Origin of the sequence: Microbacterium sp. NPDC079356 (genome assembly GCF_049545465.1) — a bacterium.
Lineage (GTDB): Bacteria > Actinomycetota > Actinomycetes > Actinomycetales > Microbacteriaceae > Microbacterium > Microbacterium gawkjiense.
Map to the genome: position 1 here is coordinate 390,119 of NZ_JBMWDN010000001.1, position 19,246 is coordinate 409,364.

14 protein-coding genes and 1 tRNA gene are annotated in these 19,246 nt (G+C 66.9%); 8 read left to right on the plus strand and 7 right to left on the minus strand.

Going from position 1 to position 19,246, the window contains the following annotated elements; all coding sequences use genetic code 11:
* Positions 1-64: 64 nt before the first annotated feature.
* Positions 65-3,754 (plus strand): DNA-binding protein, encoded by a 3,690-nt coding sequence (locus ACPEH0_RS01935; protein WP_366213140.1) that lies wholly within the window; start codon positions 65-67, stop codon positions 3,752-3,754.
* A 557-nt stretch (positions 3,755-4,311) separates the two neighbouring features.
* On the plus strand, positions 4,312-4,527 hold the full coding sequence (locus tag ACPEH0_RS01940) for a hypothetical protein (protein WP_217530051.1): 216 nt from the start codon (positions 4,312-4,314) through the stop codon (positions 4,525-4,527).
* Positions 4,528-4,533: 6 nt separating this feature from the next.
* On the opposite strand, the gene ACPEH0_RS01945 is transcribed toward ACPEH0_RS01940, so the two are convergent.
* Complete coding sequence (locus ACPEH0_RS01945; RefSeq protein WP_366213139.1) at positions 4,534-6,546, minus strand: DUF262 domain-containing protein; 2,013 nt, start codon at positions 6,544-6,546, stop codon at positions 4,534-4,536.
* Between the two features lie 122 nt (positions 6,547-6,668).
* Between ACPEH0_RS01945 and ACPEH0_RS01950 the strand changes: the two genes are divergently transcribed.
* The 5 genes from ACPEH0_RS01950 (at position 6,669) to ACPEH0_RS01970 (ending at position 11,665) form a co-directional block, all read left to right on the plus strand.
* Positions 6,669-7,442, plus strand: a complete 774-nt coding sequence (locus ACPEH0_RS01950; protein WP_064001925.1) for a hypothetical protein — start codon at positions 6,669-6,671, stop codon at positions 7,440-7,442.
* Between the two features lie 115 nt (positions 7,443-7,557).
* Positions 7,558-8,340, plus strand: a complete 783-nt coding sequence (locus tag ACPEH0_RS01955) for a DeoR/GlpR family DNA-binding transcription regulator (protein WP_311862311.1) — start codon at positions 7,558-7,560, stop codon at positions 8,338-8,340.
* Positions 8,337-9,317, plus strand: a complete 981-nt coding sequence (locus ACPEH0_RS01960) for a 1-phosphofructokinase family hexose kinase (RefSeq protein WP_366213138.1) — start codon at positions 8,337-8,339, stop codon at positions 9,315-9,317. The genes ACPEH0_RS01955 and ACPEH0_RS01960 overlap by 4 nt, the downstream gene beginning before the upstream one ends.
* Complete coding sequence (locus tag ACPEH0_RS01965; RefSeq protein ID WP_366213137.1) at positions 9,310-11,361, plus strand: PTS fructose transporter subunit IIABC; 2,052 nt, start codon at positions 9,310-9,312, stop codon at positions 11,359-11,361. Before ACPEH0_RS01960 ends, ACPEH0_RS01965 begins: the two co-directional genes overlap by 8 nt.
* 34 nt (positions 11,362-11,395) lie before the next feature.
* A complete protein-coding gene (locus ACPEH0_RS01970) occupies positions 11,396-11,665 on the plus strand; it encodes an HPr family phosphocarrier protein (protein WP_064001929.1) in 270 nt (89 codons plus the stop codon).
* A 72-nt stretch (positions 11,666-11,737) separates the two neighbouring features.
* Here ACPEH0_RS01970 and ACPEH0_RS01975 read toward each other — a convergent pair whose 3' ends face one another.
* Positions 11,738-12,376: an MBL fold metallo-hydrolase gene (locus tag ACPEH0_RS01975; protein WP_359917670.1), complete on the minus strand. Its 639-nt coding sequence runs from the start codon at positions 12,374-12,376 to the stop codon at positions 11,738-11,740.
* 114 nt (positions 12,377-12,490) lie between these two features.
* Between ACPEH0_RS01975 and ACPEH0_RS01980 the strand changes: the two genes are divergently transcribed.
* A tRNA-Glu gene (locus ACPEH0_RS01980) sits at positions 12,491-12,566 on the plus strand.
* A 243-nt stretch (positions 12,567-12,809) separates the two neighbouring features.
* Here ACPEH0_RS01980 and ACPEH0_RS01985 read toward each other — a convergent pair.
* From ACPEH0_RS01985 to ACPEH0_RS02005, 5 genes are all read right to left on the minus strand, one after another.
* Complete coding sequence (locus tag ACPEH0_RS01985) at positions 12,810-13,940, minus strand: tyrosine-type recombinase/integrase (protein WP_359917673.1); 1,131 nt, start codon at positions 13,938-13,940, stop codon at positions 12,810-12,812.
* Positions 13,941-14,136: 196 nt separating this feature from the next.
* Positions 14,137-15,501 carry an NADH-quinone oxidoreductase subunit N gene (locus ACPEH0_RS01990; RefSeq protein ID WP_366213136.1) on the minus strand — a complete coding sequence of 455 codons (1,365 nt, stop codon included), beginning with the start codon at positions 15,499-15,501 and terminating at the stop codon, positions 14,137-14,139.
* A gap of 41 nt (positions 15,502-15,542) precedes the next feature.
* Entirely contained in the window at positions 15,543-17,030 is a 1,488-nt protein-coding gene (locus tag ACPEH0_RS01995; protein ID WP_359917678.1) for a complex I subunit 4 family protein, read from the minus strand.
* Between the two features lie 4 nt (positions 17,031-17,034).
* Positions 17,035-18,951 carry an NADH-quinone oxidoreductase subunit L gene (locus ACPEH0_RS02000; protein WP_359917681.1) on the minus strand — a complete coding sequence of 639 codons (1,917 nt, stop codon included), beginning with the start codon at positions 18,949-18,951 and terminating at the stop codon, positions 17,035-17,037.
* Positions 18,948-19,235 carry an NADH-quinone oxidoreductase subunit NuoK gene (locus ACPEH0_RS02005; RefSeq protein WP_235272480.1) on the minus strand — a complete coding sequence of 96 codons (288 nt, stop codon included), beginning with the start codon at positions 19,233-19,235 and terminating at the stop codon, positions 18,948-18,950. Before ACPEH0_RS02005 ends, ACPEH0_RS02000 begins: the two co-directional genes overlap by 4 nt.
* Between the last annotated feature and the right edge of the window lie 11 nt (positions 19,236-19,246).

Genomic DNA, 19,246 nt, shown 5'->3' on the forward strand with positions numbered 1-19,246 from the left:
CGCATTTCGCTCACGCTTGACGTGTCTGACCCCGCTGTCATAATCAGGGGCACTTATGGGGAACATGGACAACATCACTGCGGGTGACACAACTGAAGCTGGGGACGAACAGCCCGGCGCTGAGGTTCCACCGTCGAAGGAGTGGGAGCTTGTCGCCCTCACGCCGACGTTCATCAAGTCGGAACACGCGCAATACGCAACCGCAATCGTGAAGGCGCTTGAAAACCCGCTCATTCGCAACATCGCGCTGTCGGGCAACTACGGCGTCGGAAAGAGCAGCATCCTCCAGGAGGTGTCAAGGCTCAAGGGCGATGAGGTTGTGGAACTTTCGCTGTCGACGCTCGCCCCAATCGAGCAAGGATCGCTCGACGATTCCGTTCCGCGTCAGGCGACGACACCTACCAACCGCATCCAGCAGGAGATCGTCAAGCAGCTGCTCTATCGGGAGGAGCCGGATAACGCCGCGGGTTCGCGCTTCCGCCGTATCGAGCGGTTCAATCCGTGGCGCGAGGTCACCCTCGCAGGGTTGGCCGGCCTTATCGTCACGCTCATCTTCCTCATTGCCGGATGGGGCGCGGTCATCACGAAGACGCTCGAGCCGCTGGGCGAGATCGGGCTATGGGTGTATCCCGGCGTCCTTCTCGTCGCGGGCGGGGCGGTCTATCTGGTTCGCTGGTTGCTGCACGGCCGGGTTCACATCAAGCAGTTCTCCGCCGGACCCGCGGCGGTGACGCTGGACGAGAAGTCGGTCTCCTACTTTGATCAGTACCTCGACGAGATCGTCTACTTCTTCGAAACGTCGAATCATAGCATCGTCATCTTCGAGGACATCGACCGCTTCAACGACTCCCACATCTTCGAGACACTCAGGTCGCTGAACACCCTGCTCAATGCTGCGCCGCAGATCGAGAATCGGCCGGTTCGCTTCATCTACGCGATCAAGGACAGCATCTTCGATCGGATAGGTCTGGAGCAGGAAGGTCGGAAGGCCGACGCCACCCTCGCTGACCTCACTGACCCGGCACAGGCTGAGTCCGTCCGTGCCAACCGCACGAAGTTCTTCGACCTCGTCATCCCGGTGGTGCCGTTCATCACCCACCGCAGCGCCCGTAACTTGACGACTCAGATCCTCCGCGGCATCAATCACAAGGTGTCGGATGACCTGGTAGATCTCGCTGGTCGGTTCGTGCCCGACATGCGTCTGCTGAAGAACGTCCGGAATGAGTTCGTGGTGTTCAGGGACCGGATCTTCTCGGGCGATGGTGAACAGCTTGAGCTCAGCGAGACTGATCTGTTCGCCATGATGCTCTACAAGAGCACGCACCTCAGCGACTTCGAAGTGATTCGCCTCGGTAAGAGCAAACTCGACCGGCTCTATGAAGCGAGCCGGTCGCTCGTCACCGAGAACGTCGCCCGCATCGAACGTGACATTCGCATCGCGAAGCACCAGTTGACGCGCGCCGGGAATGAAGGCAACCGGGCGCAGCGGTTGGGGGACAAGCTTCTCGTCCAACTCGACATCATCATCCGCTCGGCGAACCTGCGCCGCTATAGCGAGCAGTATCAGTACGCAGGCGCCGTGCGAACGGCGGACTACTTCCGGACGAGTGCGTTCTGGAAAGACTTCGTCGAGGGCGACGGAGCTTCTCCCGTGATCTGGCAAAACACCTATCACGGCCATACGGTGTCGATCACTCGCGCTGATGTCGCGACAGTCCTCGATGACACCCTGAACGCGGAGATATGGAAACAGGTCGATCGCGACGAGATCAACGAGCGGATCGCGGAGCGACAAGAGGAGCTCGAGTTTCTCCGCTCCGCCGACATGGGCGACCTCATCAAGCGGCCGGAGTTCCTCGTCGATTTCGACGACGAGGAACTTACGCTGGCGGATGTCGCAGAACAGCTGTTCACCCGCGGCCTCGCATTCGAGTTGATCCGCGCCGGATTCATCGACCGCAACTTCACGCTGTACACATCGACGTTCCACGGCGACCGCGTAAGCCCCGCCGCGACGAACTTCATCATTCATCACGTCGAGCGTGGGCGTATGGATGAGCACTTCAAGCTGAGCCCTGATGACGTCGACGCAGTCATTCGCGAGCGCAAGGCACATTCGCTCGGCGATCCGGCCCTGTTCAACATCGCGATACTCGACCACTTGCTAGCGACGAACAGTCCGTACGCCGACGCGATGGTGTCGGCGGTCGCGCGTTTTGAGCCCTACGCTCGCCGATTCCTCCAGAGCTACTTCGAAGCCGGGAGCCAGTCGCGCGAGCTTGTCGCTCGGCTCACTGTCGCGAGCCCGCGAACCCTTGCCTACCTGGTATCTGAAGCCGACCTGGATGACGAGAAGCGGCTTCAGCTCGTCAGCAATTGCCTGGAGAGCCTGCATGACGGCGCCCGACCTCGCACAGACGATGCCTGCAAGCAATACCTTTCCGAGAACTACGCGCGGTTTCCGGCGCTCACGAAGACGGAGCTTTCTGCCGCCGCGGCACGACGGGTTGCGCAGCTCTTCAAGACCCTCGCGATCTCGCTTCCCGAGCTTCATCTCCTCAGCGACTCGGCTCGACCAGCGTTCGTGCGGCAGGGGCTCTACGACCTCACGTTCGACAACCTGAGCTCCGCCCTCGGTGACAGTGACCTCTCGCTCGACGTCATCCGCGAGAAGAACCCGCAGCACGTGTACCCGAAGGTTCTGGGCGAGTTGCCCGCATACCTTTCGGCGATCGACGGACGGGTGCCGTCTAATGCGAGTGCTAATCAGTTCCCAGCTCTGGTTAGTGCCGTGCATGAGGCAGCGCCGGGCTCCGTCGAACGGTTCGTCGCGAGCGCCTCGGACGACAGCATCGTGCACAACATCGATGACGTGCAGGAAGAGACCTGGGAAGCGCTCGGCACGAACGAACGTTTCACCGCGACATTTGCGAACGTGACAAAGTACCTCGACCGCGCGGGAAGCGTCGACGAACCGCTCGCGGCAGTGCTCGCGGGTGCTGGGGCCATCTCCGGCGTTGGCGGCGTCGAGGAGGCAGCGAAGCAGGAACTCGCGGTGACGGTTATCTCCGCCGCGGCTCAGCTCGGGCCGGTCCATCGCGCAACGCTCGCGGAGAGTCTGAATCTCAAGGACTGGGTAGACGTCAGTGGTCTACCGCAAGAGAGCGGCGTTCTCTTCGGGGAGCTGCGGGAGCGTCGGGTCATCGCCGATAATGCGGCGACGTGGGCGCATCTCGCGAGTACCGACTGGGCGACGAGGGAGAGAGTTCTTCGCGCCTCGCCGAAGTTCCCGGAGTGGGCAACTCCCGAACTGGTGCTGGGCGATCTCGGGCCGATTCTCGCAAGCACAGCAGTATCCGACGACGCGAAGCGTGTCATGGTCGAGCAAGCCGAAGCGTACGCACCGCATGGCGGAAACGCCGGGCTCAAGCAGCTTGCGCGCTTGGCCGTCAAATTCGGCGTCACCATGAAGTATTCACTCATCGTCCAGTTTGCGGCGGCAAGAGTGCCGGCAGATCAGGTACTGACGCTGCTGGTTCCGTATCTCGGGAACGCGAGCGGAGCACAGCTGCACATGGTGCTCAGTCCACTGGGCGGCGAGTACGAGAAGCTCACCTACGTCGGATATCAGAAGCCCAAGATCCCGAACTCGCCAGCCGCGCTTGCGCTCCTTGACCAGCTGCGAACGAAGGGACACGTTGCGAGCTTCGACCGCACACAGAATCCGATAAAGGTGAACAAGCGACTCAAGTGAGGTGATCTGACACGGACGGCCGCAGCCCATCACGACTTTGGGCGTGGAGCCTTGGCTCGCATCTGAACTCCGGTTCGGTGAACCGCACGCATCACCGCGCCGTGCGACAGGTCATATTTCGCCTGGAGCTCGCGCAAATTGCTCCGCCTCGTATTCCTTCGCGAGCTTGCGCGACTCAGCCTCGGTGACGTGACTCTTCTTCACGAACCCGGAGTTGTCGCCAAGCAGGTTCACGACGGCGGAGGTGGAGAGGCCATGGCTTGCGGCGACGCTGCGTGTGCTCTCGCCGCCTTCGTAGCGACGGATGATGTTCTGTACCTTTTCGCGCCGTGACGCCCTGAGAGGCCGTGTGGACGGTAGCGAACGGCGGCTTCCGAATCGTCATCCCTCGTGCCAGGAACTGTGAGAGCCCGCAGCTCCTCGAGCGTGCGCGGCCAGTTCAAATGGTTAGAACAGAGGTCAGCTGTGCCAGCAAGTAGAAAACCCCCGCTCCCGCGGGGGTTTTGCTTTCGCCTGAAATCGTGCGCGTCGGCGGCAGACAGGCGCACAATGGTCGCATGGGACTCTTCACGCAGCGACCCGAAGAACCGTCGGAATGGGCAGGGCTCCCCGCCGAACCGATGGAGCCACGAAACCCCGTGGAGCGGCTGGGAGACGGGCCCGCGGTCTCGGACTGGTCTCCGGACCTGCTCTCCGTGTCGCCCGCCACGGCGACGTGGATCGAGATCCCCGTCGATCCCGCACCCGAGCCGGACGGCGCCGACGGGGACTGACCCTGCTCAGCGCATCGCGTCGCCGATGTAGGAGTATTTGACGAAGACCTCCGAGGCCCACCCGGCCTCTTCGAGCACGCCCTGCACGGCGGTCAGCATGTACTTCGAATCCCAACCGAGGTAGAGGTACCGCCCCTCATCGAGGGTGTCCCACTGGCCGTTCCAGGCCATCGCCGGGTAGACCGGGCCGCCCTGGCGCGCGCTGTAGTCGACGACGCTCTGCCGCGAGTCGGCCCAGAGCCTCGCGAACACGCGGTTGAACAGGTAGCGGACGTCCCGCACGTCCCAGTGCTCGCCGCGGTACTCGACGTAGTCGAACTCGCGCTGCCAGCCGCGGGGCCAGCCGCGCCGCTTCTTGGCGTCGAGGATCGGCGTGAGGTTGTCGTCGTCGATCCCCACCACGGCGGGGCGGCGCCACGCGTCCATGAAGCGCGCGGTCAGTTGCTCGGTGCGTTCGGCGATCCGAGCCGTCGTCCAGGTCTCGGCATCCGCGATCCGACGCGTGAACTCGAGGCCGCTCGACGCGTAGGCACTCCGCTTCGCGGGGAAGGAGGCGTCGAACACCCGATCGGCGGCGTCCTCCTCGAGGAGCGTCAGGTTGCCGAGCGTGTTCACGAGGGCGCGGTGCGCGTTCTGCTCGTCGTCGCTGAGGTCGGCCCAGCGCCGGGCACCGTCACCGGTCCACTCGTCGGAGGGAGCCACGGGGAGGACGTGCTCGAGGACGACGTCGGCGTCGTCGTCCACCCCCGCCAGGCGCGCGAGGACGAAACCCGCGTGGGGGAGTTCGCCGTAGCGCAGACCCACCCGGGTCCGCTCGTCCGAGGGCGTGATGCGGGCGATGGCGAGCACGAGCGCCTCCGTCCCCTCATCCGCCGCGCGGCAGAAGCGCGCGACGAGCCGGTCGACGGACAGGCCGACGACGGTCCGGCGCAGCAGCAGGGACTCCACATGCGTCAGGGCGAGCGACAGATCGGATGCCGAGAGCTCACCGTGCAGGTGGTCCCGGTACAGCCGCATCGCGAGGGGATACATGCCGCGGCCCAGCGTGTTGATCGCGGCGAAATGGCGTGCGATGCCCGCATCCGTCGCCGAGCCCGGTTCGAGCAGGAGCCGGTAGATCTCCGACAGCTCACGCCACTCTTGCGCGCGGGCACGCAGCGTCGTCCGATCCAAGCGCGGGAACTCGTGGCGGAACGCGTCGTAGACACCGCGCTCGCCCTCGACGAGCACCTCGCGCCCTGTCAGCATGACGAGGTAGTCCCGCCAGAAGGCACCGATCTGCTCGCCCGTGTTCGCCTCGATCGCGAGCCAGTACTCGTTCTCGATCTCGCTCTGCTCGGCGTGCGTGAGGCCCATCAGCACGTAGTTGTGGATCAGCTCGTGGTCGCGCAGCGGTTCGCCCGTCGAGTTGAGGCTCTCGAAGATCTGCTGCGCGTTCGCCTGCCCGCCGAGGGTGATCGACACGTGCTCCAGCTTGCGCAGGCCGCGCCAGATGTCAGCGGCCTCGTCCGGCCGGATCTGGCTCCGGAAGAACGCGTAGTTGTCGTCGAAGCGCGACACGCGGTCGGTGTCGGCGGGGGAGCGGCGGCCGAGCACGACGCTCTCGAAGACGTCCGCCCAGGCGCGGTGGGGACGCAGCTTCGTCCGCGCCGGCTCGCCGTGACGCACCAGCACCGCCTCGAGTTCGGCGGCGAGGCCAGGATCGTCGTCGCGGAGAGTGTGGTGGAGCGCCGCGACCAGCAGCATCAGCGTCGTGACGCGCTGCTGCCCGTCGATGAGGACGAGGTGGGCGTCGTCCTCCGCCGACGTGCTGGCGGTCGAGAGGATGGAGCCGATGAAGTGCGTGTGACCGTCTTCACCTGCGGCTGCGGCGCGGATGTCGCCGAGAAGCTGCTCGCACCCGCCGATGTCCCAGCGGTACTGCCGCTGATAGACCGGCACGACGATCGTGGTGTCCGAGGCGGAGAGCCAATCGATCGTGTTGACGGCGGTCGCATCGACGTTCGTGGCGCTGCTCATGTTCCTCGAATCGCTCCTCGAATTTCCCGGTCGAGTCTACTGACGCTCCCAGAACGCCTAGGTAGGCTGGCCTAAGTCGGGCCTGTAAAAACTTCGCTCGCCCGACAGAAAGGTTGATCCGCATGGGTTACATCAAGAGTGCTCTGCTCGAGGAGACCGGCTACGCCGTCCTCGACATGTACGGCAAGCACATCGATCCGAAGGAGTGGCTCGACGTCGAGTACGTCGACTGGAAGTCGTCGGGGGACACCCGCTTCGCACCGCTCGCCTCGGCCAAGGGTGAGATCGAGTGCAACGGCTTCTGGAACCACCAGCCGCCGCGCACCGACAAGGACGGTGTCTGGATCCCCTCGCAGACCGAGAAGGCGCCCACGCTCACCGAGCGCGCGCTCGAGCCGGGCTCGAACGTCGGACGCTGCCGCATCATCGAGCTGCAGCCGAACACCTACGCCGACGCGCTCTACAACCTGCACCAGGACGACAACAACCGGCTGAACCCCGACGGCACCGGCTGGGTCGTCCGCAGCTTCTTCAACCTCACCGACGACAAGGACAGCTTCTTCGTCCTGCGTGACAACCGCACCGACCCGAGCGGCGAGACCCGCATCGCCCTGCCCGCCGGCGCGCAGCTCGTCATCGACACGCAGCGTCTGTGGCACGCCGCCTACCACCCCGGCGACGCCCCGCGGTACTGCCTCATCACGTCGTGGGAGTCGGGCCCCGAGCTCGACGCCTACATGGAGAAGTACAACGGCGTGAACAAGGTCGAGAGCGTTCCGCTCGACCAGGAGACCATCGACGCCGCGCAGGCCGAGCAGGAGCGGCGCATCGCCGCCCGTGCCGCTGCTCTCGCGGCTCGCGGTCAGCGCGAGGTCCTCGCGATGAGCGAGGCCTGACCCGCCTCTCCCTGACGACGCCCCCGGTCCTCGGCCCGGGGGCGTCGTCGCATGAGCGGTTCTTGTTTCGTGTGGTTTTGTGTTGTACCGTGTGGTCTTGTTCGAGGAGGACCACATGTACGCAACGGAGCGCCAGCAGCAGATCGAGCAGCTGATCGCCACGGACGGGCGCGTCGCCGTTCTCGACCTCGCGGATCGCTTCGGGGTCACCACCGAGACGGTCCGTCGCGATCTCGCCGCCCTCGAGCGTGTCGGCCTCGTCCGCCGCGTCCACGGCGGCGCCGTCCACCGGGCTCGCGCGAGCACCGCCGAGGTCTCGGTCGCCGAGCGGGCGGGACAGCGCAGCGGCGCGAAGCAGACCATCGCCCGTGCCGCCGTCGACCTGCTCGGCGCCGAGCTCGACGGCGCCCTCTACCTCGACGCCGGCACGACGACCGGGGCCATCGCCCAGCTTCTCGCGACCGGACCGCACCCCGCCGGCGACCTCGAGGTCGTCACGCACTCCATGTCGGTCGCCCACATCCTCGCCGGCGCCCCCGCCGTGGGACTGACGGCCATCGGCGGGCGGGTGCGCGGGCTCACCGCAGCCGCCGTCGGAGCGCAGACGGTGGAGGCGATCGGCCGACTCCGGCCCGACATCGCCTTCATCGGCACGAACGGCGTCTCCGCGGCATTCGGCCTCAGCACGCCGGATCCCGACGAGGCGGCCGTCAAGCGCGCCATCGTCGCGTCGGCCCGCCGCATCGTGGTCGTCGCCGACGGCGACAAGTTCGACGCGGAGCTCCTCGTCTCGTTCGCGTCGCTGACGGACGTCGACGTCCTCCTGACCGACACGGCGCCGACGGGAGCCCTCGCCGCCGCACTCCGCGACGCCGACGTGGAGGTGCAGGTCGCGTGATCGTCACCCTCACCACCAACCCGTCCCTCGATCGCACGATCTCCCTCGCCGCGCCCCTGCAGGTGGGCGAGGTGCAGAGCGCGCTCGGCGTTCGCGAGGATGCGGGCGGCAAGGGGATCAACGTCGCGCGGGTGGTCGCCGCGGCATCCCGTCCCACTCTCGCCGTCCTGCCGCTCGATCCCCGCGATCCGTTCGCGGGCGCCCTGGCGGCGACCGGCATCCCGACGCGGACCGTCGCCCACGACGGCGCCACCCGCGCGAACATCACGATCGCCGACCACTCCGGGACCACGACGAAGCTGAACCTGCCGGGCGCCGCGTTCACGGAAGAGGATGCCGCAGCCCTGACCGCCGCGGTCGTCGCCGCGTCGGAGGGCGCGTCGTGGCTGGTGCTCGCCGGATCGCTCGCGCCGGGCCTGCCCGTGGACTACTACGTGAGCGTGATCGAGGCGGTTCGTGCGGCCTGGGGACCCTCCGCTCCGCGCATCGCGGTCGACACCTCGGGGCCTGCCCTGGCCGCCGTCGTCGCCGCCGGGCGCCCCGACCTGATCAAGCCCAACGACGAGGAACTCGCCGAACTCACCGGTCGCGGCCTCGACGCGGAACTCGAGCTCCCCGATGCCGTCGCGCGGATCGCGCGCGGGCTGGTCCCGGCATCCGTCGCCGCCGCCCTCGTGACGCTCGGGGGCGACGGAGCCGTCCTCGTCACCGCCGACGGCGCGTGGCACGGCACACCGCCCCCGACGCGCGTACGCAGCACGGTGGGGGCCGGCGACAGCTCGCTCGCCGGCTACCTGCTCGCCGAGACGACCGGTGCCGCACCGGAGGAGCGCCTACGCTCCGGCATCCGCTACGGATCCGCGGCTGCGTCGCTTCCGGGCACCCAACCTCCCACCCCCCACGACCTGTCGACCGGCGCGGTGCCGGTGCGACTCCTCTCGCAGGACAACCCGACCACTGGAGGTCACCGTGACTGAGATCATCACCGCGGAACTCGTCAGTATCGACGAGCCGCTCGGCGCCGACAAGCGCGCCGTCATCGACGCCCTCGCCCGGCGCGTCGCGGCGCAGGGGAGGGCCACCGACGGCGCCCGCCTGGCCGACGACGCCTGGGCGCGCGAGGAGAAGGACGAGACCGGCCTGCCCGGCGGCATCGCCATCCCGCACGCGAAGAGCGCCGCCGTCACGCAGGCCTCTCTGGCCTTCGCGCGGCTGAACCCCGGCGTCGACTTCGGTGCCGAGGACGGCGGCGCCGACCTCGTCTTCCTCATCGCCGCCCCCGACACGGCCGCGGAGGAGCACCTCGCGGTGCTGTCGAAGCTCGCCCGCAGCCTGATGCGCGACGACTTCACGGCGGGGCTGCGCGCCGCATCGACGCCCGACGAGGTCGTCGCCATCGTCCGCGACGCCATCTCGGACGCGCCCGCCCCCGAGGCCCCTGCCTCGCGCGCCGCGGCACCGGCCGCCGCCGCCTCCGCCGACGACGCGCTCCTGATCGACGGCCGCCCCGCGCGCATCGTCGCGGTCACGGCGTGCGCCACCGGCATCGCCCACACCTTCATGGCCGCCGACGCGCTGACGGCGACGGGGCAGAAGGACGGCGTCGACCTGACCGTCGAGCCGCAGGGATCGAGTGGCTACAAGGCCATCGACCAGCGCATCATCGACGAGGCCGACGCCGTCATCTTCGCCGTCGACGTCGACGTCCGCGAGCAGGCGCGCTTCGCCGGCAAGCCGGTCGTCCGGGCTGGGGTCAAGCGCGGGATCGAGCAGCCCGCCCAGATGATCCGCGAGGCCGTCGCCGCCGCGAAGAACCCGAACGCGGCGCGCGTTCCGGCCGCGTCCGGCGGGAACGCGACCCGCGAAGCCGCACCCGCCTCGCTCGGCGGCGCGATCCGCCGGGCGCTGCTGACGGGTGTCAGCTACATGATCCCGTTCGTCGCCGGCGGCGGTCTGCTGATCGCGCTCGGTTTCGCTCTCGCGGGCTACCAGATCGCCTCGCCGCACGAGGGAGCCGACGTCAACAACGCCGTCTACGCCCTTCAGAACTTCACGCTGTGGAACCTCCCGCCCGAGGGGCTCGGGTACTACCTCGGTGCGGTCGCCTTCCAGATCGGTGGCCTCTCCTTCGGGTTCCTCGTCCCTGCCCTGGCCGGTTACATCGCCTACGGCATCGCCGATCGCCCCGGCATCGCGCCCGGTTTCGTCGCCGGTGCCGTCGCCACCTTCATGGGTGCCGGCTTCATCGGCGCGATCGTCGGCGGTCTGCTCGCCGGTCTCGCGGCGTGGTGGCTGAACCGTCTCGACGTGCCGCGCTGGCTGCGCGGTCTGATGCCCGTCGTCATCATCCCGCTGCTCGCTTCGATCTTCGCGTCGGGTCTTCTGCTGATGGTGTTCGGCGGCCCGATCGCCGCGCTCAGCGTGGCGCTGAACGGCTGGCTGGGAAGCCTCACCGGCGCCGGCGTGATCCTGCTGGGCGTCATCCTCGGTCTCATGATGTGCTTCGACCTCGGTGGTCCCGTCAACAAGGTCGCCTACGGCTTCGCCACCGCGAACCTGGCACAGGGCATCGCCGGCGACGAGCGTTACCTGCAGATCATGGCCGCGGTCATGGCGGCGGGGATGGTCCCGCCGCTCGCGATGGCGCTCGCGTCGACCGTCCTCGGCCGCAAGCTGTTCACGGCGCCCGAGCGCGAGAACGGCAAGGCTGCCTGGCTGCTCGGCGCCGCCTTCATCTCGGAGGGGGCGATCCCGTTCGCCGCAGCGGATGTCTTCCGCGTCATCCCGGCCATGATGCTCGGAGGCGCGGTCACCGGCGCGCTGTCGATGGCCTTTGCGGTCACCTCCCGCGCTCCGCACGGCGGCGTGTTCGTCTTCTTCGCGATCGACAACTTCTGGCTGTGGCTGGTCGCGATCGCGGCGGGCACCGTCGTCAGCGCCGTCGCCGTCGTGGTCCTGAAGCGCTTCGTCCGCCGCCGCCCGATCGAGGCGGATGTGCCCGCCGTCGCCGCCACGGCATAGTCTCGATACACCGACTCAAGGAGGAAGATCCACCATGGCCGAACGGACCGCAACCGTCGCGAGCAGCTCCGGACTGCACGCCCGCCCCGCAAAGCTCTTCGTGCAGGCGGTCAAGGAGACGGGCGTGCCCGTCACGATCGCCGTTCCCGGTGGCCCCGACCAGAACGCCGGCAGCATCCTGACCCTCATGGGTCTCGGTGCGACGCAGGGCACGGTCGTCACGCTCAAGGCCGAGGGCGAGGGCGCCGAGGAGGCTCTCGACAAGCTCGTCGCCTTCATCGAGACGGATCACGACGCCGAGTGAGGCTCGACCCCCACGAACGACGGATGCCGCGGAGCGCAAGCCCCGCGGCATCCGTCGTTCGTGCGTGCGATGTCAGAGGTCGGTCGATTCTCCCGGATCGAGGGTGACGAACTCGCCGCCGTTCTGCTCGGTCGCCCACTTCAGCCGGTCACGGTGCATCGCGAGACCCGCGCGGGAAAGCGTCATGTCGTGCGTGCCGAAGGCGCGGCGCGGCTTCACGGCGAGCACGTAGTCCATCGCCTCGCCGATCTTGAGCCACGGTGCGCCGATGGGCGCCGCGAGCAGACCGACTTCGACGCCCTCGGGGACGGCGTAGGAGTCGCCCGGGTAGTAGAAGTCGTCGTTCACGAGGACGCCGAGGTTGTCGATGACGGGGATCGACTCGTGGATCACGCTGTGGGTGCCGCCGAAGAAGCGGAGTCGGAAGGGACCCAGCTCGAGTTCGTCGCCGACTTCCACCGCGGTGACGTCGTAGTCGGATGCCGCGGCCACGACACCCGCAGGCCCGAAGATCGGCACACCCGGCGCCTGGGAGAGGACGGCGTCGAGCTGGGCGGGGGTCCAGTGGTCCGGGTGCTCGTGCGTGAGGATCACGCCGACCAGACCGTTCAGATCGTCGAGGGGCAGGGTGAAGGAACCGGGGTCGATGAGGAGGGTCTTGCCCTCGCTGTCGAGGCGGAGGCAGGCATGTTCGTGCTTCGTGACGCGCATCGTCCCAGTCAACTCAGCAGGGCGGGCTGTGGCAAGGGCGGCCCGATTTTGCACCGCTGTGAACGTCATGCATAATTGAACGGTTGCCTCCGCAGGGAGGGAACGGAAAAGTACGGCCCCATCGTATAGCGGCCTAGTACGCCGCCCTCTCACGGCGGTAACGCGGGTTCGAATCCCGCTGGGGTCACCAACAGAAAACCCCCGGTCAGACCGGGGGTTTTCGTCATTTCACACTCAGGGGTTTTAGAGCTTTTTTCGGGTTTGCCCACAATTTGCCCACGGTTCCCAGAGTCGATCTTTGACGGAGATCGTCGAAAGCTGTCCCCGATCGCTGATTCGAGCACATTTTTGACTGCGGTCCGACGCGCGATGAGGTGTCGGAGAGAGGTTCTTTCACGCGCGGATCGCCCTGCGCCGTTGGTGGCGTCGACGCCTACTTTTCGCTCGCTGTTGCGCCGTACAACTCGCCAACTGCGGTGTGAAGCGCGGCGCTGTTGAGCGAGACCGCGACCGCGTCGAGGTCTTCTTCGAACAGGTCGGCATACACGTCGAGCGTCACGCTCGCTTTCGCGTGTCCGAGCATCCGCTGGACCGCTTTGACGTTTGCACCCGCGGAGATGGCGAGGGACGCCGCGGTGTGGCGCAGTTCGTGAGGCGTAAGGCGGTCGAGGTCGATACTTGTGGCGGCGTCGTCGAACCAACCGATGCGGAAGACCGCGTTGCGCAGCCAGGTGCCCGTGCGCTGGCCGTAGAAGACTGGGTCCGATGGTTTGCGGCCCGCGATTTGCCGCGCGAGGTGGGGGACGAGGAACGCGGGCACCGGAATGGAGCGGTGCTCGTAGTCTTTCGGCGCTTCCTCCCGCTGGTAGCCCTTGACCATGACGACGGTCACCGCGACATTGAGACGTCCACGCTCGAGATCGACATCCTTCACGCGGAGCCCGGACAGCTCACCCCAGCGAAGGCCGCAATAGGCGAGGACGAGCACGAGGATGTCGTATCCCAGGTCCGCACCATGAGGCTGCTCACCAACCGCGTGGGCGAGCTGTCCCACCTGCGTGTGGCTCAGGTATCGTTTGCGTTTTTGAACCGTTCGGGCGAGCCTGAGCGATGCGGCGGGGTTGTACGAAATTCGTCCGTCTTCCACGGCGAGCGTGAGGGCGCCTGAGAGGACGAGAACGATCTTCCGCACGGTGGCGGGCTCGCCGGGGAGCTTGGACGCCCACTGTTGAACTCCGAGGCGGGTCAGATCTCCGAGTGCGACGTGCCCGAGCTGCGGCTTGACGTGCTTGCTGATGATCGACTCAATGCGCGCATGCGTAGTCGCACGAATATCGGAGCGCGATGCCAGCCAGATGTCCATCCACTGTGCGATCGTGACGCGCGCGCGACCCGGATCAATGTACCCGCCCCGCGCTTTGTCTATCTCGACGGACGCCAAGAAGAGTTCGGCTTCGCGCTTGGTGCGAAATCCGCGCTTGTCTGTCTGCGAGTGGTCGGGCTTCCGGTAACGCACGCGGTAGCGGCGCCCGTGCGCTGATTCGTACGGCGTGACACTGCCCATGATGGGGGAGTGTAGACCGGATCCGCGACCTTTCCCACCGGCTCCAAGGCGTGCGGCTGCGTTTGGCGAGCTGGGCCATGCGCAGTTCGATGTGCGAGACCGAGTCCAGTTCGAATGGACTTTCTTCTCCACCAGCTGGGCGGACCACACAGCCCAGTCGGCCGGCAAAGGGTGCGTTCCCTCCCCGCGCCGGAGTTCAGATCAAGCTCGGAGCGATCGCCACCGCGACGAAACCTGACACGAGCACGGCGACCGCGAGTACCAGCGCGGTCGCTTGCACGCTGCTGGGGGCCGCCGGTACGGCCGATCCTGGCATCTCCTCGGGCGCGGCGCGGAATGGGCTGGTGAACAGGCGAAGGTAGTAGAAGAGGCTGACCACCGTGTTGATCGCCGCGACGACGACGAGCCAGACGAGTCCGCCATCCCACGTGGATGTGAACACGGCGAGTTTGCCGAAGAAGACGGCGGTGGGCGGTGTTCCCACCAGGCTGAGCGCGCCGATCACGAGCGTTGCGGTCAGCCACGGATGCCGGCGTGCGGCACCGGCGAAGTCGTCGATACGCTCGCGTTCGGGCAGCGTAGAGAAGGCGGCGAAGACGGTCAGGTTCGAGATGCTGTACAGCACCAGGTAGGCGAGCAGACTCGCCGGAGCAGTGGGGGCGGCGCCGATGACCGCGATCGGCATCAGCAGATATCCGACCTGACTCACGGTGGACCAGCCCATCAGGCGGCGCACGTTGCGCTGTGCCAGCGCGGCAAGATTCCCCACGGTCATGCTCAGTGCCGCGAGCACTCCGATGAGGAGCGGAACGTCGATGCTCGACGGCATCACGGTCACCACACGGGCGATGGCAACGAGCGCGCCGATCTTGGGGACTGTTGTCAAGAACGCGCCGACAGCGGTGCCTGCGGCTTCGGTGGCGTCGGGCACCCAGAAATGCCCCGGCACCCCTCCTGCCTTGAAGAGGAGACCGATGATGGTCGCAACGACACCCAAGACGACCGCAGCGGTCGGGGCTGCCGCGAGGGCGGTGTTCATGGTCGCGTAGCTACTCGTGCCGGCGAGGCTGGTCAAAAGTGCCACTCCCGCGAGCAGAAGGACACCGAACAGCGCCCCCATCAGATACGTCTTCAGAGTCGCTTCGGCGGCATGGGCAGTACGTCTGATCCCGATGAGCGCGTACAGCGGGATACTCGTGAGAAGGAACGCCGCAATCAGGACGAGCAGGTCTGTCGCTCCGCCCATCACGACGGTGCCGAGGGTGGCCAGGAGGAGGAGCGTGTACGTTTCGCTTTCCCTGGGGGAGCCGCGGAAGTCGCGCCGTCCAATCAGGACCACGACCACCGTGCACAGGGGAGCGAGAACGCGCACGAGCATTGTCGGGGCGTCGATGGCGTAGGTCCCCTCGAAGATCGCACCCCCCGCCTGCCCGGCAGCTCCCGCGGCGACGCCCGCACTGACGACGAGCGCCCCGAGCGTGAACCAACGGATGATGACCTGGCCTCGGCGTGGCAGGAAGCTGCCGCCGAGCAACGCGATCACCGCGGCGGCGAGGAGCACCGCTTCGGGGATCAGCGCGGAATAGTTCATAGACATCGATGTCACGGGCCGAGCACGCCGATCAACTGGTCGGCCGCGGGGGCGATGAGTTCGATCAGTGGGCCGGGGAAGATGCCGATGATCACGGACAACCCCAGAAGCACAACGAGTGGGACGATCTCATGGCGCCGGAGGTCATCGAATCCGGGCGATAGGCCGGTGGTGGGGCCGGTGAAGACTCGCTGGAAGGCGCGCAAGAACAGCACGGCCACGACCAGAATGCCCGGTAGTGCCAGCGCCGCCCACAGCGTCGTGCCGATACTGCCCGTGAAGATCTGGAACTCTGCGATGAATCCGCTGAAGCCGGGAAGGCCGAGGGAGGCGAACGCGGCGATGGCGAAGAAGCCCGCGAACCGCGGGGCGGGCGAGGCGAGTCCCCCGTAACGGCGGAGATCGTAGCTGCCGGTGCGATCCCAGAACACTCCCGCGAGCAGAAACAGTGCGCCGGTGATCAGACCGTGCGACACCATCTGAATCACGGCGCCGGTGATTGCAAGGTGCTGCGCCTGCTCGCTGTCCTGGGACACGATACCGGCGGCACCGACGGCGAGGATCACGTAGCCCATGTGGTTGATCGAGGTGAACGCGATCATCCGCTTTACGTCCGTCTGCGCCAGTGCGACGAGCGCGCCGTAGAGCACCGACACGATTCCCACCGCGACGATCACCCACGCGCCAGCTCTCCAGGCATCCGGAAGCATCGGCATCGCGATGCGCACGAAACCGTACGTGCCCATCTTCAACATCACGGCGGCGAGCACGACGGACCCGATGCTCGGGGCATCGGTGTGGGCAGGGGGTAGCCAGGAGTGGAACGGGAACGTCGGGGTCTTGATCGCCAAGCCGACCACGATCGCGGTGAGAATGAGGCCACCGGTCACCGCGTTGCCCGTGAAAGCTCCCGCCTGGGACAGCTCGATCATGTCGAACGTGTGAGGGGAGGAGTTCAGGTAGAGCCCGATGAACCCCAGCAGCAAGGCCAGCGATCCCAGGAACGTGTACAGGAAGAACTTCAGTGCGGATCGGCGGGCGTTGCCATGACCCCATCCGGCGATGACGAAGTACATCCCCACGATCGACAGATCGAACCAGAGGAAGAACAAGATGAGGTCTTGGGCGGCGAAGAGCCCGAGGCACGTGGTCTGCAGGAACAAAAACAGCGCGGCCTGTGCGCGCGGTCGATCCTCAGTCCGGAGGGACCACACGGCGCTCGCGACGAAAATCACCCCGGTCAGCAGGAGCAGCGGGAGCGAGAACCCGTCGACGCCGATGTGATAGCTCGTGCCGACGCCCGGCATCCATGCCAGCTGCTCCTCCGCGACAAGGCCATTGCCGCTCGTGGGCCCGGCCACCGTGATGACGACGATCAGGGCCAGATCGACGAGTGTCGTGGTCAGCCACACCCAGCGCGCTGCGGCCGGGGTGATTCTTCTGAGCACCGCGAGGAGAATGCCGACGGCGACCGGCAAGAAGATGACAATGCTGAGCACGGGGCTACCTCACAACAATCAGGAGCACGACGAGGGCGACGGCGACGACGGCGCCGGCGGCGTAGTAGTCGGCGATGCGACCCGACTGGGAACGTCGGGCAAACCTACCGGCAGAGCGGGTGAACGTCACGACGCGACCCACCGCACCGTCGACCTCGCCGTCGAGCGACCGCGTGGCGGTCGCCGTCCGATCGAGGGTACGCGGCGCGGCATCGATTGCGTCGTCGAGTCTGTCATCACTGTGACCGACACGACCGGCCACGGCCTGCAGGGCGCCAGGTGACCGATCAATCAGCGCGTCGAGGAGGACATCGAAACGAGCCAGAGCGGCGGCGAAGACCTCCAGCGGGCGGCCGACGATGGTGATGGCGGCGCGCTCCAGACCGAACCACGTCGCCGAGCCAGGAACCGGCGGAAGCCGATACCGCAGCACGACAAGAACGACGATGAGGGCAAGGATCGCTGATGCCGCCAGCTCGGCGATGCTGCTCTGAGGCTGCCCTGCTGCGCCGATGGTTTCGCGGAACGGAGCATCCACACCGGGAGCAGCGAGGATTCCCAGAACAGCCGCCCCGACCGCCAGGACAGCGAGCGGGCCGTTCGCGCCGGCAGGAATGTGCCGTGTTCCCTGCTGCTCGGCATCCCACTCCGCCTCACGCGCCGCGTCCTGCGCAGGGGCCGCCCACGCCACTCCGATGATTTTCGCCGAATATGCCGCCGCCAGTACCGCCCCCACCAGGCCAGCCGCGTACAGAGCGGGGCTCGCTTCGAGCGCGGCCGCGAGAACAGAGTCTTTGGTGAGCCAGAGCGAGAGCGGTGGGATGCCGGCGAGCGAGAGTGCTCCGATCAGGAACGTCACTCCGACGAGAGGCCACCGCCGGCCGACGCCACGCAACGCGTGCAACTGTTTGGTGCCCGTTGCTGCCAGCCACGCGCCCGCGATGAGGAACAGCAGCGCCTTGGTGGCCGCGTGTGCGATCAGCTGCGCAGTTCCCCCCGCTGTCGCCCCGATGCCGGCGGCGAGGGTCACAAATCCCAGTTGCGCGGCGGTGGATGCGGCGAGGAGCTGTTTGAGGTCGGACTGGCCGATGGCGATTACACCCAAAACGATGGTCGTGGCCGCACCGATCCATGCGGCCGCCCATCCCGCCCAGCCGGACGCGAGCAAGAGTGGACTCAGTCGAAGCAGCAGGTATCCGCCCATGGCAACCATCGCGGCGGAGTGCAGCAAGGCGCTCACGGGGCTGGGCCCTTCCATGGCGCGGGACAACCAGAAGCTGAAGGGGAGTTGCGCGGCCTTTCCCAGGCCGGCGATCAGAACTCCCGCCGCGATGATCGACAGCCAGGGCGCCGAGGCGCTACTCAGATCGTCGAGTTGCCAGTCCACGCCCGCGACGATGGCCACACCCGCAGCCAGATACAGGCCGAGGTCGGCCGTCCGTGTCACGGTGAATGCGACGAAACCCGCGGGAATGGTGCGGGCGTTCTGCCAGTAAAAGCCGATGAGAGCGTACGAGGTGGCGCCCATGATCTCCCACGCGGCCAGCAACGACACCAGCGACGTCGACGTCACCGTGATGAGCACGGCAGCGATGAACACCAACATCAGACCATGGAAACGGGCCTCGGGCTGGGTCCGCTCGGCAACAGCGAAGACCAAGACGAGGAGCGCGACGGCGGTGATCATCGGCAGGAGGACGGCGGAAAGCCCGTCGACGACCAGGGTTGCACCGCCTGGCCCGATAAAGGCCGCCTCCCACCGCGGCCGGGTAAGGGCCGCAGCGATCGCGGCCCCCAGGGTCACCGTGGCGACCGCTATCGATGTGACCGGAGCGACCCTGTCGAAGCGGCGCCCGCCGAGGAGGAGGGCGGTGCCGGCAACCGCCGGCAAGGCGATCAGGATGATCAGCAGGAGACTCATCCGTTCAGGTCCGTTGCCGAATCGATCATGTCGGACCCTCGGGAGCGGTGCACGATCGTGGCCGCCGCGAATCCCATCGCCATCTCCACCGTCATCGCCGCGAGGATAACGATCATCAGGGTCTGGCCGTCGGGCGTGGGCGCGAGGAACCACCACAGCGCACCTGCCGCGAGGAGTACACCGTTGATCATCAGTTCGATGCCCATCATCACCATGACGACAACCTGCTGCGAGAGGGCGCCATACAGCCCGACGGCAAAAAGTGCCGCCGCGACGACGAGCACGAGCGGGAGGA